At 58.1% G+C, this 13,085-nt stretch carries 14 protein-coding genes; 11 read left to right on the forward strand and 3 right to left on the reverse strand.

What is annotated here, in order from left to right:
- Positions 1-52 precede the first annotated feature (52 nt).
- The 4 genes from IMCC20628_RS00350 (at position 53) to IMCC20628_RS00365 (ending at position 2,198) form a co-directional block, all read left to right on the forward strand.
- Positions 53-301, forward strand: coding sequence for a hypothetical protein (locus IMCC20628_RS00350; protein ID WP_245307841.1), 249 nt, complete (start codon positions 53-55; stop codon positions 299-301).
- Positions 298-492 (forward strand): hypothetical protein, encoded by a 195-nt coding sequence (locus tag IMCC20628_RS00355; RefSeq protein ID WP_047028545.1) that lies wholly within the window; start codon positions 298-300, stop codon positions 490-492. Before IMCC20628_RS00350 ends, IMCC20628_RS00355 begins: the two co-directional genes overlap by 4 nt.
- A gap of 159 nt (positions 493-651) precedes the next feature.
- Positions 652-1,122: an Rrf2 family transcriptional regulator gene (locus IMCC20628_RS00360; RefSeq protein ID WP_047028546.1), complete on the forward strand. Its 471-nt coding sequence runs from the start codon at positions 652-654 to the stop codon at positions 1,120-1,122.
- Between the two features lie 230 nt (positions 1,123-1,352).
- Positions 1,353-2,198 carry a LysR family transcriptional regulator gene (locus IMCC20628_RS00365; protein WP_047028547.1) on the forward strand — a complete coding sequence of 282 codons (846 nt, stop codon included), beginning with the start codon at positions 1,353-1,355 and terminating at the stop codon, positions 2,196-2,198.
- A gap of 45 nt (positions 2,199-2,243) precedes the next feature.
- Here IMCC20628_RS00365 and IMCC20628_RS00370 read toward each other — a convergent pair whose 3' ends face one another.
- From IMCC20628_RS00370 to IMCC20628_RS00380, 3 genes are all read right to left on the reverse strand, one after another.
- Positions 2,244-2,450: a hypothetical protein gene (locus IMCC20628_RS00370; protein WP_047028548.1), complete on the reverse strand. Its 207-nt coding sequence runs from the start codon at positions 2,448-2,450 to the stop codon at positions 2,244-2,246.
- Between the two features lie 227 nt (positions 2,451-2,677).
- Positions 2,678-4,459 (reverse strand): NAD(P)/FAD-dependent oxidoreductase, encoded by a 1,782-nt coding sequence (locus IMCC20628_RS00375; RefSeq protein WP_047028549.1) that lies wholly within the window; start codon positions 4,457-4,459, stop codon positions 2,678-2,680.
- Between the two features lie 63 nt (positions 4,460-4,522).
- Complete coding sequence (locus IMCC20628_RS00380) at positions 4,523-5,476, reverse strand: MurR/RpiR family transcriptional regulator (protein WP_245307842.1); 954 nt, start codon at positions 5,474-5,476, stop codon at positions 4,523-4,525.
- A 262-nt stretch (positions 5,477-5,738) separates the two neighbouring features.
- Between IMCC20628_RS00380 and IMCC20628_RS00385 the strand changes: the two genes are divergently transcribed.
- From IMCC20628_RS00385 to IMCC20628_RS00415, 7 genes are all read left to right on the forward strand, one after another.
- Entirely contained in the window at positions 5,739-6,575 is an 837-nt protein-coding gene (locus IMCC20628_RS00385) for an ABC transporter ATP-binding protein (RefSeq protein WP_047028550.1), read from the forward strand.
- Positions 6,576-6,582: 7 nt separating this feature from the next.
- Positions 6,583-7,428: an ABC transporter permease gene (locus tag IMCC20628_RS00390; RefSeq protein WP_047028551.1), complete on the forward strand. Its 846-nt coding sequence runs from the start codon at positions 6,583-6,585 to the stop codon at positions 7,426-7,428.
- A gap of 78 nt (positions 7,429-7,506) precedes the next feature.
- The gene (locus tag IMCC20628_RS00395) at positions 7,507-8,667 is read left to right on the forward strand and encodes an ABC transporter substrate-binding protein (protein ID WP_047028552.1); all 1,161 of its coding nucleotides are present in this window, start codon (positions 7,507-7,509) and stop codon (positions 8,665-8,667) included.
- A 78-nt stretch (positions 8,668-8,745) separates the two neighbouring features.
- Positions 8,746-9,822 (forward strand): Gfo/Idh/MocA family oxidoreductase, encoded by a 1,077-nt coding sequence (locus IMCC20628_RS00400; RefSeq protein ID WP_047028553.1) that lies wholly within the window; start codon positions 8,746-8,748, stop codon positions 9,820-9,822.
- Between the two features lie 79 nt (positions 9,823-9,901).
- A complete protein-coding gene (locus IMCC20628_RS00405) occupies positions 9,902-11,134 on the forward strand; it encodes an amidohydrolase/deacetylase family metallohydrolase (RefSeq protein ID WP_047028554.1) in 1,233 nt (410 codons plus the stop codon).
- On the forward strand, positions 11,131-12,309 hold the full coding sequence (locus tag IMCC20628_RS00410) for a hypothetical protein (RefSeq protein WP_047028555.1): 1,179 nt from the start codon (positions 11,131-11,133) through the stop codon (positions 12,307-12,309). Before IMCC20628_RS00405 ends, IMCC20628_RS00410 begins: the two co-directional genes overlap by 4 nt.
- A complete protein-coding gene (locus IMCC20628_RS00415; RefSeq protein WP_047028556.1) occupies positions 12,306-13,085 on the forward strand; it encodes an SDR family oxidoreductase in 780 nt (259 codons plus the stop codon). Before IMCC20628_RS00410 ends, IMCC20628_RS00415 begins: the two co-directional genes overlap by 4 nt.

Raw genomic sequence — 13,085 nt, forward strand, 5'->3', positions numbered from 1 at the left:
TGCTCAAGGCATCGGGGGAAACAAGGACAGTCGAAGCGCAAGGAGAATTCCGATGAAACACGAAACGGATCGTCTCTACATGGCCTCGAACGGGATCACACAGCCTATCGGGCCGGAGACAGACGAAGCTTGGGTCGAATTCCAGTCGCTTGTCAGCGATGAATATGGTCGCCTGCATTCAGATGATACGTTTGAAGACCTGAAGCATCGTGCCCGGTTTTCCAAGGAGGATCAGGGGATGTTGCGGGACTGGATGGCAATTGCCGCCCATCACGCCGAAGGCATCAGATCGGCATCTTGACACAATCCGGAGATGCCGATGATGAACAAGGAAACCAAAAAATCACAGACCCCGACGAAAAAGCCGATTCAAACAAACCGCTGATCTATGAGACGGGCGACATCGATTCCAATAATACGCTCGTGCCAATGCTGGTTTGGGGACTTGTGCTGGTGGTGCTCGGAGCCATCGTGGTGATGATGTTCGTGTAAGAGCGGGCGAGTTAACTGTTACCCTGCCATTTGTGATCTGCTCAGGCAGTGCAGTGCCGAGATTGCACCAATGCGGGTATAGATCCTAAATGTCGACTAGGCCGTGTTCGTGGCGTGTCTGCTGTCATATACAATAGAACATCGATACCGGGGAATTTCATGAAGCTGACTACTTTTTCCGACTATGCATTGCGGGTGCTGATGTATGCGGGAGCGGCCGGCGACAGGTTGGTGACGATCGAGGAAACAGCCCGGGTCTACAAGATCTCGCAGGCCCATCTGATGAAAGTCGTCAACTTGCTGATCAATGCCGGCTATCTGCGCGGTGTGCGTGGCCGTTCCGGCGGTTTCACGCTGGCCCGTCGCCCTGAAGAGATCAATCTCGGTGCCGTCATCCGGGAGACGGAATCGGATTTTGCTCTGGTTGAGTGTTTCACACCGGCCAATGAATGTTTGATCTCAAGCAGGTGCCGGTTACCCAAGCTGCTCAACAAGGCTTTGGCGACCTTTATCTGCACATTCGATGAACACACGCTGGCTGATATCATGCTCTCGGAACAGGATTTCGCGCAATCGGTGCGGCCCACGGTGGCTGCTCATGCACCCATATTGCCGACGCGATTCGAGTGACTTTTCGGCATCGCTGCAGGTCTCTTTGAAACCGCCTTCGTAGTCATGCGTCGGTGACGATGGTGTCCATGAGGATGTTGTGCGGCAAGGGACGGATTGTTGGAATCCGGCTCCCTGCCACAGGCCTGCGCAGCGCAATTTCGCACGGTAAAAATGCCGTCAAAAGACAAGAATGCAACCGAACTAAATGCTCTATTGATGCAATATTATTGCACTTAAGGGAGGCTGTGATGGATATTGACCGGGCCCGCACATTTTTGGAGATTGTTCATTCGGGCAGTTTTCTCAAGGCAGCAGACCGTCTTCATGTCACCCAGACCACAGTTAGCGCCCGTATCCGCACACTTGAAGATGTGCTGGGGCGGCAATTGTTCATCCGCAACCGTAATGGCGCGCAACTGACATCGGCAGGTCGCGAATTTGAGCGCTATGCCCAATCATTTGTGCAGATATGGGAACGGGCACGGCACCAGTTGGCCATCCCTTCGGGGCGCACCAGTGTCGTTGCGCTGGGCGGCGAGCTCAGTCTCTGGAACCCATTGCTGCTCGACTGGCTGGTCTGGATGAAAGACCAAAAGCCTGAAATCGCCATTCATGCCAATGTAGGCGTGCCTGACCAATTGCTGGAGCAGCTTAGGACAGGCGTTCTCGATATCGCTGTGCTGTACGCGCCAAAACTTTTGCCGGGTTTCAGGGTCGAGTTGCTGGTCGAAGAACAGCTGGTTCTCGTCAGGACCAGATCGAGGGACGGCGAGACGGCTGGCGGGGAAGACTACATCCATGTCGATTGGGGCCCATCGTTTGCTGCGCAGCACGACGCAGGTTCGAATTCCTTCGGCGAGCCTGGGCTGTTCGTTGGTCTCGGTCCCCTCGGCTTGAGCTATATCCTGCGAGTCGGTGGGATGGGGTACTTCCGCCGCGGTACGGCAGCGCCTCATATCGAGTCCGGAGAGCTCGAAATTGTCGACGGTGCACCGGAATTCACCTACCCCGCCTATGCGGTTTATCCTGAAGCCAGCCAGGCAAGAGCCGACATTCAGGAGGCGTTGCGTGGCCTGAAACAGGTGGTCGCTTGAGCCGAACTGGTCGTTGGGGCAGATGAAAGCCGGCGAAACCGCGTATCAGTCTTCACGCGGGTTCAGCAACACACCAATAACGAGTTCACGTCCGGCCCGATTGATCCCGATGCCGCTCGGTCTTTGCTCGACAAGACCAAGCGCAATCAGCCGCTCGGCCAAGGATGGCTCCAATGCGGGGTATGGGCCGCGGTTCAACCGCTTGAGTGCAGTCTTCTCGCTCTCGTTCAGTTCGCTCCAGGTGATGGTCAAGCCTATCTCTCCGCTGTCGATGTTTGAGGGTGATGAGCTTTGCGATGGACGAGGATCAGGGGCATTTCAAACGAATTCTTTTGCACGGTGACTGCAACAAAATTCATTTGGTTTTGAGCGGCTCAACAGTCAGCATCTTGCAGATGTAGATGCATTGTCGGCTCGCTTCGGAATCGATCAATTCATAATTCGGAACTGGGGCGCATTTGGTCCGGATCTCGCCTAAATCACACAGGCGCGGCGTAGACCGGGGTTTCGATGCCTTCCATGCGCGCCTTGATCTGCAGCGCCACAAACTTCGAGAAGAACCGCTGAAACGCCAGATTGCCGCCTTGAAACCACATGTTTTCCTGCGCCACCGGCTTGTACATGTTGCGCAGTTCCCCGTGCCAGGGCCCGGGATCGTTGCGTGTGCCCGACCCCAGACCCCAGCATGTGCCGATCCGGTCTGCTGTTTCTCGGGAGACGATACTGGCGACCACTTCGTGCATCGAGTGAAAACCGGTCGACTGGATGATCACGTCGGCTTCTATTGTAGTGCCATCGGCAAACTGAATTCCGGTCTCTGTAAGCCGGTCGATCTCGACGCCGGCCTTGATGCCGATTTCACCATCGATGATCAGTTGTGATGCACCGACATCGAGATAATAGCCTGACCCGGTGCGGAACGCCTTCATCATCAGCCCGGTGTCGTCCTCGCCAAAATCGATCAGAAATCCGGTTGCCTCAAGTTTTGTGTAGAAGTCAGCATCGCGCTCGCGGATCTTTTGCGTCAGTGCGCGCTGGATCGGGGGCTGGAGCGCGAAGGGTGTTGCTGCGGCTATCATGTCGGCAGTGTCGACATCGATGCCTTTTTGTACGGCTTCCTCGGAATAGATGTCGAAGCCAAGCTCCATCAGGGTTTCCGAACGGATCACGGTTGTCGGCGAGCGCTGGATCATTGTCACCTCTGCACCTGCTTCCCAAAGGTCGACCGATATGTCGTGCCCGGAACTGGCGGCGCCGATCACCGCGACCTTCTTGCCGCGGTAGGGAGATCCCTCGGAGTAGTGGCTTGAATGGAGAATTTTGCCCTCGAAGCTTTCTGAACCCGGCAGGTCAATCATCTTCGGCGGGCCGTAGGCACCGGTGGCAAATACCAGTTGGGTGGGGTGCATTGTCATGGGCTTGCCGTGGCGGACGAGTTCGACACGCCAGCGCTTGGAGGCAGGATCAAATTCGGCAGACACGCACTCGGTGCTGCCCCAATAGGTCAGTTCCATGATCCTGACATAGGCTTCGAGCCAGTCGCCCATCTTGTCCTTGGGTGTAAACACCGGCCAGTGATCTGGAAAAGGAACATAGGGCAGGTGATCGTACCAGACCGGGTCGTGCAGCACGAGCGAGCGGTAGCGGTTGCGCCAGGAATCGCCAGCCTTCTCGTTCCTTTCGGCGATCACCGTTGGCACCCCAAGCTGCTTGAGCCGTGCGCCGAGCATGATGCCACCCTGGCCGCCGCCGATGATCAGGCAGTAAGGGTCGGTGGTTCCTTCGGCAAGCTCCGTTTCTTCCCGCGCCCGGCGTTCAGACCATGTCTCGCGGTTGCGGTCTGCGCGATGATTGACACCGGATATGCGTGTCATCCCCGCCGCCTCTTCATGGCCGTCAAGCGACTGCAGCGTCGTCAGCATCGTGCGGCACTTGCCGTCGGTCAGGCTGAATATTCCCTGGCCCCGGCCGGCACGGGTCTTGAAATTGAACCATGCCTGGATGGTGCTGGCATCAGTTGCAGACGCCTCGGTGAGTTGCCATGCAGATGGTTCGGTGGCAGCCAGAGTAGAGCCCAGCATCTCGGCGATCGCTGCCTTGCCTTCCATGGTCTTGATGTTCCAGGTGAACGCCACGAGGTCGCGCCAGCAGCAATCAACCTCCAGCAAATCCAGAGTTGCCTCGATGTCGCCCTTGCCCAGATTGTCGCCCAGCATGGCAAGCCAGGCCGCCGCCTCTGCCGCGGGTGCTGTGTCCTGCATTGCAAATTCTCCCCATGTCGACGGCTGCGTGCAGCCTGGAAATTGACCCCTGCCGGGTTTTGGTCAGTCGCCCAACGGCTCCAACACCTTGCCCTTGCGATGATTGAGCACCGTGTATTTGATCCGCCGCAAGGTTTCACGGGCATCCGGCTCGAGCCTGTAACCGACAGCGGTGGAAACCAGGTCGATGATGGCCAGGAAAGCGTAGCGCGAGGCAGTCGGTTTCAACACGTCCTGGAATTCCGGCACGTCGACGGTGAGCGCCAGGTCGACAACCGCCGCCAGATCACTGTCCGGGACGGTGATGGCAATCGCATTGGCGCGGTAATGTTTGGCAAGCGTCGTCGCTTCCACCACTTCGCGGGTGCGTCCGGTGCCCGAGATCGCGATCACCAGATCACCGGGTTTCAGGGTCGAAGCGGTCATTTTCATGACATAGGGGTCTGAATAGGATGAGACGATGACGCCGTAGCGGAACAGCCGGTTCTGGGTTTCCAGCGCCAGCGCCGTCGAACTCCCGCCGAGGCCGAAGACCAGCACCTGCGGCGCAATCGCTACCAGTTCGGCTGCTTTCAGGATGTCTTTCGGATCGATGCTGCGTTCGACCGCATTGAGCGCGTTTCGAGCCTCGCCAAACACAACGTTCCATAGCGGAGATCCGTTCTCGCTGGGCTCGGGAGGCGGGTTGGGGGAGAGGTAGAGCCGCCCCACCACGACGCTCTGCGCCAGCTTGAGCTTGAAATCGCGTACGCCGTCGCAGCCGATGGCGCGACAGAAACGGGTAACGGTCGGTTCGCTGACATCGGCCTTCCTGGCGATTTCGGCGTTGGATGCATCAACAGAAAACGTCACATCGGCGAGCACCACATCCGCAACACGACGCTCCGCCGGACGCAATTCCGCGTAGGAATCCTTGATCTGGGAGAGGATGTCGGGGATCGCTTTGGCGTAGCCTTCATTGCCGGTGTCGTCCGGCGCAGCGGTGCCGTGTGACGATTTTGCCGTTGGTTTGGTCACTTCGATATCCACCATGTAAGTTCAGTTGTGATTGTCTTTCGGCGGCAAAGGCTGACGTATTCTGGTCGTCTTCAAGTCAATAATGTAGGAAACTTACACACTTTACAAGGCAAGAGAAGTTGAAAACAGCGTATTGTGCACCGCAAACGTAATAATCATGCGATATGCTTGACACATAAGTCGGATAGTTACAAACTCCCATTGCTGCAGCGGAAATCCAGATTTCGTCGACTGCGGGACAGGCCAAGACGTGTGAGGGACAATGACTGTCAAGCATTCCATGCACCCAAAACTCGAGGTTAAGGGCGCCACCAAGGTGTACAACACCCGGTCGGGCGACCTGCTGGCAATAGACCGCTGCTCTCTCGATGTCATGGAAGGCGAGATCGTTTCGATCGTCGGCCCGTCGGGCTGCGGCAAGACCACGTTGCTATGGTCGATGTCGGGTCTTCACGGTCTGAGCGCCGGCGAGGTGCTGCTTGACGGAGAGCCGGTTACCGGCCCCAATCCTGACATCAGTATGGTTTTTCAGAATGCCAATCTGCTGCCGTGGCGCAATCTTGATGCCAATATCAATTTTCCGTTCGAGATCAAGGGTATCAAGCCAGACCGGATCTGGATTGATGAATTGCTCAATCGCGTCGGACTCGAAGGTTTTGGCAATCGCTTCCCGGGGGAACTCTCGGGCGGCATGCAGCAGCGCGCGGCGCTGGTCAGGGCTTTGTCGTTCAAACCCTCGGTGCTTTTGATGGACGAGCCATTCGGTGCTCTCGATTCATTCACCCGCGAGGAAATGAACCGGCTGGTGGAAGAGATCTGGCTCGATACCAAGACGACCATCGTGCTGATCACCCATTCCATTGATGAGGCAATCTTTCTTTCAGATCGCGTTGTGGTGATGAGTCCGCGGCCGGGTCGGGTGGCCAATATACACACGGTGCCGTTTGCCAGGCCGCGGTCGATGGAGATCATGGCGACCAAGGAGGTTTTTGACCTTACCAACGCCATCAAGCAGGAGATCGTCGGGAACCAGCAGAGCCGCTACCCGGCGGACCGCGCTGTCGCGTCGTCCCAACCAGTCCAGACAGCAGCCCAGTGAGGACGATGTGAGCGAGAAAGACGCAATCCCTGAATTCAATGCCAAGCCGGGAAGCGGCAGCGATGTTGGCATTACCAACATGTCGGCACTCACCTCGGGCCCCGGCGTCAAGTCCGCCGGCGAGATCTTTGCGGTGATAGCCGTCGCCGTGATCGTTATTGGCGGAATGGAGTTGCTGTTGGGACTGCTGGAGGTGCCGCAATATGTGCTGCCCAAACCGAGCGAAATTGCCGTGGCGCTTGTCAAGGATTTTCCGTTGATCGCCCCGCATCTCGGCCACACGCTGATCGAATTGTTTGGCGGGTTTGCCATAGGTGCGACTGTCGGTCTGATCCTTGCGGCTGTGATCACCCAGTTTCCGTTCGTCGAGAAAATCGTCACGCCCTACATCCTGCTTCTGGTGACAACGCCGATGCTGGCGCTGGTCCCGCTTCTGATCTTGCGTTTTGGATTTGGATACGAGCCGCGCATCATCGCCGTGGCGCTGGCCTCCGGTCCTATGGTGATGATCAATGCAGCGACCGGGTTTCGCCGCGTTGATCAGGGCAAGATCGCACTGGCCCGGTCCTATGGTGCCACCACCTTGCAGATCTTCTGGAAAATTCGTGCGCCCATGGCTCTGCCGATGATTTTTGTCGGTCTCATGGTCGGCTCGATCTTCGGTCTCTTGACTGCAGTGGGCGCCGAAATGGTCGGCGGTGGCTTTGGTCTCGGCAATCGACTGACGTCCTATTCATCGATGATCATGATGCCGCAATTCTTTGCGGTGGTCTTGATCCTCTCCATTTTGGGCATCCTCATCTACGTGCTCTTTTTCCTTCTCGGGAAGAAGTACGCCAGCTGGGAGGCCTGACCTAGGTCCTGTTGTCGGGAGGAACTGGCACCAGGAAAGAACTATCGGAACGCTTCAACATAAAAAGGGGAATAGGTTATGAATAAGAACTTCTTGTCCGGCAGCATGGGCCGCCGCACTTTCCTTCAGGTCTCCGCCGCAGGCGTGGTCAGCGTCTCGGTGCTTGGCGCATCCGGCGCGCGTGCGGAGCCCTATTCCAAGTTCACCTGGATTTCGCCACGCGGCACTATCGAAGTGATCGACGACTATGCCTACCATGTCGCCAAGAAGATGGGCTACTTCGACGATCTCGGAGTCGAAGCCGATTTTCAGCCCGGTCCGTCGGATGGCACCGCGACCGTCAAGTTTGTCGATGTCGGTCAGGCTGATATCGGCTTCCCTTCGCCCGGCGTGTTTTCCTATGCGCTCGAAAATGGCATGAAACTCAAGTCCGCCTTCCATATGGGCGCGCTCGACACTTTCAGCCTTGCCTTCCGCAAGGGCGAGGGCACCAATGATCTCAAAACGCTTGAAGGCAAGACCATCCTTCTCGGCTCGGCGGCCTGGCAGTCAATCGTCGATCCGATGCTTGCTGTGCAGGGCGTCGATGTCACCAAGGTCAAATATGTCGAAGCAGGCTGGCCAACCTGGGCCACAGCGTTGAAGGCAGGCGAGGGCGATGCGGCGCTTGGCTGGGAAGGCCTGCGGGCGGAATGGATCGCCACCGGGCTGGACTTCGAATATTGGCTCGGCGTGCAGAAATCACCGCTGTTTGCCAACACATTCGTTGTCCGCGCTGACGATCTGGAAGATCCGGACAAGAAGGCGTTCCTTGAGAAATACCTGCGCGGTTGGGCCATGGGTCTCGAGTTCGCGTATCTCAACCCACGCGCTGCAGTCGAGATCGTGTTCGAACAGTTCCCATCGCTTGCCAGCAATATCGGGCCGGAACTTGGCACGAACTCGATCCTGCAGCAGATCGCTGTGTTCCGTGGCGATATGAGCAAGCGTACCGGCTGGGGCGATCACAACATGGAAGCCTGGCAGACCTTCTTCGACCAGATTCATGAACTTGGGCAGATCTCCAATCCGGTGAAGGCCGCGGATGTGTGCACCAATGAACTGATCCCTGCCGCCAACGACTTCGACAAGGCCAAGGTTCAGGCCGATGCCGATGGCTACAAGCTCAGCGACGAGTTTGCCGCGATCGACGTCGAAAATGTCAAGGCGCATCTCTACGATCAGGCCGTCAAGGGCTGACCGTCAAGGCATCCCAATCTAGCGCGGGCGGCGCACTTGCCGCCCGCCATCGATCAAACTGTTTAAGGGGAGGGCTTCATGCCTGAAAAGGTCAAGGTATTGGTTGTCGGTCTGGGCAACATGGGCGCTTCGCATGCGAGCGCTTATCATCGCAACCCGGGCTTCGAGATCGTCGGGCTGATGAGCCGCACGATCAAGTCGAAGGCGGTGCCGGACGAACTCAAGGGCTATCCGCTTTATGAGGATTATGACGAGGCGTTGAAGCTCGCCAAGCCGGATGCAGTCTCCATCAACTCCTGGCCGAATACGCATGCCGAATTCGCCATCAAGGCGATGAATGCCGGCGCCCATGTATTCATGGAAAAACCCATTGCCACCAACATCGCCGATGCCAGGGCGGTGGTGAAGCTGGCACGCGAAAAGAACAGGAAATTGGTCCTGGGCTACATTCTCCGCGTTCACCCAAGCTGGATGAAATTCATCGAGCTCGGCAAGACGCTGGGCAAGCCGTTGGTCATGCGGCTCAACCTCAACCAGCAGAGCAGCGGTCCGGCATGGACCTGGCACAAAAACCTGATCGACAGCCTGATTCCGATTGTCGATTGCGGCGTTCATTATGTCGATGTGATGTGCCAGCTCACGGGCGCCAAGCCGGTGCGCGTGCATGGCATCGGCGCCAGCCTCTGGGCCGAAGCCGACAAGCCGAACTACGGGCATCTGCATGTCACTTTCGACGATGGGTCGGTCGGGTGGTACGAGGCCGGCTGGGGTCCGATGATGAGCGAAGTCGCCTATTTCGTGAAGGATGTCGTCGGCCCCAAGGGCGCAGTTTCGATCGTTCCAAACCCCAAGCAGACCAAGGAAAATCTGTCGGATTCGGCCGATATCGATCAGCATACCAAGACCGATGCTATCCGCTACCACCATGCAGAGGTTGACGCGGACAAGAACTTCGCCCGTGAGGACGAAATTCTGACAATGACCGATGAGCCTGGACATCAGGATCTCTGTGATCGCGAGCAGGAGTTTTTCCTCAAGGCGATCCAGGAAGACATCGACCTTGGCGACTCGATGGATGCGGCGGTCAACAGCCTGCGCATCGTGCTGGCTGCCGAGCAGTCGATCAACGAAAAGCGCGTGGTTGAGCTGGACTGATCCGGTCCGCGACCACAGGCGTGGGCAGGTCGTCGAAACGGAATGCCCACGCAGAACCTAAACCAACTGGAGAACTTCAATGAGTCAGTCGGCAGCCGGCGAAGGCTACGATCTCGTCTTGAAGGGCGGCCGCGTTCTCGATGAGCGCAATGGCGTCGACGGGGTGTTCGATGTCGCCATCAAGGCGGGCAAAATCGCGGCAGTCGGCGTATCGCTTTCGCCCGGTTCTGCCCGGGTGGAAGACGTCAGCGGGTGCATCGTCGCTCCCGGTCTTATCGACATCCACACTCATGTTTATCACAAGGCGACATCGCTGAGCGTCGATCCGGGAATGATCGCGCGGCGTTCCGCACTGACCACCATGGTTGATGCCGGCAGTGCCGGGGCCGGTAATTATGACGGCTTTCGCGATTATGTGATGAACCAGTCTCCTTACCGGATCTTCGCGTTTCTCAATATTTCGTTTCCAGGCATTTTCGGTTTCGACAAAGGGGTGTCGATCGGGGAAGCACGCATCCGCGAAATGCTTCCGGTCGACCGCTGTGTTGCCAAGATCGAGGCCAACCGCGACCGCATAGTCGGCGTCAAGGTACGCATCGGCGGTCCGGTAACAGGGGATCTCGGTCTTGGCGCACTGGAAGTGGCGCTCGAAGCTGCAGAAGCCGTCGGACTTCCGCTGATGACTCACATAGGCACGGCGCCACCCAGCTATGGTGATGTCATCTCAATGCTGCGTCCTGGCGATATTCTGACCCATTGTTTCCGGCCCGATCCCAACTCCGCTGTCGGCCGTGACGGAAAGGTGATCCCCGAAGTCTGCGCGGCACGTGAACGTGGCGTGTTGTTCGATATCGCCCATGGTATGGGGGCTTTTGGCTATGAAACGACCGAACGGGCTCTTGAGGATGGCTTTTTGCCGGATCTGATTTCCTCCGATGTCCATGTCATTGCAGTTGAGGGGCCCGGCTTCGATCTGCTGCACACGATGAGCAAACTGCTCAATTGCGGGCTGACGCTGCCAGATGTGATCGGCATGTCGACGAGCCGGCCGGCGCTGGCGATACGGCGACCGGAACTGGGGCATCTCGGCGTCGGTGCACCGGCCGATATCACGGTGCTCCGCCAGGTCGAAAGCAATTATGTTTTTGAGGATGTCGTCGGCGCCAGGCGCCAGGGTGTCTCCCTGTTGCAGCCTGTCTCGGTTTTTCTGGACGGCAAGTCTATGGAGATTGGCCGGCGGCCTTTCGAGGAGCCGTTCACATTGGGCAGCCACTGCGGGCACGATCACCTCAAGGAGGAGGCTGCGCAATGAGCTACAAGGCGATTTACACCTATGCCTGGGACCTTGCGGAAACCGGGGTAGCGGCTGCTGCCGATGAATTTCGTGGTCTCGGCCTCGACACGGTAACGATGGCCGGCAGCTATCATGCCGGCAAGTTCATGCGTCCGCATGGCAAGGCCGGCAAGGTGTTCTTTCCCGAAGACGGCACGGTTTATTTCAACGCCGATCCATCACGCTATGGCGCAATCAAACCTGTCGCCAACAGCATGCTCGGTGAACGCGATATGCTTGGCGAACTGGTCGAGAAAAGCGGTATGGCGGTCAATGCATGGCTGGTGCTGCTGCACAACACCCCGCTCGGGATGGCCAATCCGCAGTCTGTGGTGCGCAACGCCTTCGGCGACCCCTATTACTACAATCTCTGCCCCTCGGCACCCGAAGCGCGGGCCTATGCCATCGGCCTCGCCCGTGACGTGACCGAAAGCTATCCGGTCAGCGGCATCTCCATGGAGTCACCCGGCTTTGCGCCCTACGCCCATGGTTTTCACCATGAATTCGCGTTGATGAAATCCAACCCGTGGCTCGAAAACATGCTTGGTCTGTGTTTCTGCAAGCACTGTGTCGCAGGCGCGCAAAAAGCCGGTATCGACGCAAACCGATTCAAGGCGGAAGTCGCCAGTGACGTGGAAGCCTATCTCGACAGTGACATAGATTATCCGACCGACATGGCAGAGGCGTTCTGGCGGGCTGATATTGCGGCTGATGGTGATCTTCGCCGTTATCTCGATTTTCGCAACGGCGTTGTCACATCGCTGGTTGCTGAAATCCGCGCAGCGGTCCGGGAGGATGCCACAGTCGCGGTCATTCCGTCGGTGGCGCGGCCGACTGCCGGGGCGTGGTACGAGGGCAGCGATCTTCACGCATTGGCTGAAACGACGGGTATCATCGAGGCGTGTTTTTACGAGCCGAGTGCCGAGCGGATACGGGCGGATCTGTTCGACATCCGCCGGCGCTTGAAGGGCACCGGCACGCTACGGGGGATCTTGCGTCCATCGCACCCCGATATTGCCGACAGGGCGGAGTTCATCGCCGCCGTCGAAGCGCTTCGCGAGGGTGGCGTCGAGGAACTGGCGTTTTACAATTGGGGCCATCTGCGCCGGGCCAATCTCGGCTGGATCGGCGATGCTTTGCGAGGCGCGCCATGACCCGGCCATTTGAGGGCAAGACTGTCGCCATTACCGGTGCTGCCGGCGGCATTGGCCAATGGCTCTGCCGCTTCTTCGGTGCGGAAGGGGCGACCATCGCAGCCCTCGACCGCAACGAGCATGTCCATGATCTCGTCGATGCGCTCGGCAAGGACGGTATCAAGGTCATCCCGGCGGTTGCCGATATTGCCTCGGCCGACCAGGTCAAGGCGGCCTTCGCCAGCTTCGGCGAGGTGCATGTTCTCATCAACAATGCCGGTATTTCGCGCCATTCAACCCTCAGATCCACCGACCCGGCCGGCTGGAACGAGGACATCGCTGCCAATCTCAACGGCGCCTACGCCTGCACTCACGCGGTGCTGCCGCAGATGATGGAACGGCGCGCCGGCTGCATCGTCAGCGTTGGTTCGGTGAACGGTCTGTCGGCGCTGGGCGATCCTGCCTATAGCGCCGCCAAGGCCGGCATTATTGCCATGACCAAGGCAATCGCCATGGAATATGGCCGCTACGGTATCCGCGCCAATTGCGTGCTGCCCGGAACCGTTCGCACGCCGATCTGGGACGATCGCAAAGCCAAGGATCCCGACGTGCTGAAACAGCTGGAACGCTGGTATCCGCTCGGCCGCATTGTCGAGCCCGACGAGGTCGCCAAAGTGATCGCCTTTCTGGCTTCCGATGCCGCCAGCGCCGTCACCGGCGTGGCCATCCCAGTCGATTGCGGGCTGACCGCCGGAAATATCGTCATGACGCGTGAACTGACACTCGAAGAATTCTAG

This window comes from Hoeflea sp. IMCC20628 (assembly GCF_001011155.1).
In the GTDB taxonomy this organism is placed as follows: domain Bacteria; phylum Pseudomonadota; class Alphaproteobacteria; order Rhizobiales; family Rhizobiaceae; genus Hoeflea.

What these genes read in the sequence shown, in the direction of transcription:
- IMCC20628_RS00350 (WP_245307841.1), top strand. Translation starts at nt 53, where the DNA reads ATGAAACACGAAACGGATCGTCTCTACATGGCCTCGAACGGGATCACA.
- IMCC20628_RS00360 (WP_047028546.1), top strand. Translation starts at nt 652, where the DNA reads ATGAAGCTGACTACTTTTTCCGACTATGCATTGCGGGTGCTGATGTAT.
- IMCC20628_RS00365 (WP_047028547.1), top strand. Translation starts at nt 1,353, where the DNA reads ATGGATATTGACCGGGCCCGCACATTTTTGGAGATTGTTCATTCGGGC.
- IMCC20628_RS00375 (WP_047028549.1), bottom strand. Translation starts at nt 4,459, where the DNA reads ATGCAGGACACAGCACCCGCGGCAGAGGCGGCGGCCTGGCTTGCCATG.
- IMCC20628_RS00385 (WP_047028550.1), top strand. Translation starts at nt 5,739, where the DNA reads ATGACTGTCAAGCATTCCATGCACCCAAAACTCGAGGTTAAGGGCGCC.
- IMCC20628_RS00395 (WP_047028552.1), top strand. Translation starts at nt 7,507, where the DNA reads ATGAATAAGAACTTCTTGTCCGGCAGCATGGGCCGCCGCACTTTCCTT.
- IMCC20628_RS00400 (WP_047028553.1), top strand. Translation starts at nt 8,746, where the DNA reads ATGCCTGAAAAGGTCAAGGTATTGGTTGTCGGTCTGGGCAACATGGGC.
- IMCC20628_RS00405 (WP_047028554.1), top strand. Translation starts at nt 9,902, where the DNA reads ATGAGTCAGTCGGCAGCCGGCGAAGGCTACGATCTCGTCTTGAAGGGC.
- IMCC20628_RS00410 (WP_047028555.1), top strand. Translation starts at nt 11,131, where the DNA reads ATGAGCTACAAGGCGATTTACACCTATGCCTGGGACCTTGCGGAAACC.
- IMCC20628_RS00415 (WP_047028556.1), top strand. Translation starts at nt 12,306, where the DNA reads ATGACCCGGCCATTTGAGGGCAAGACTGTCGCCATTACCGGTGCTGCC.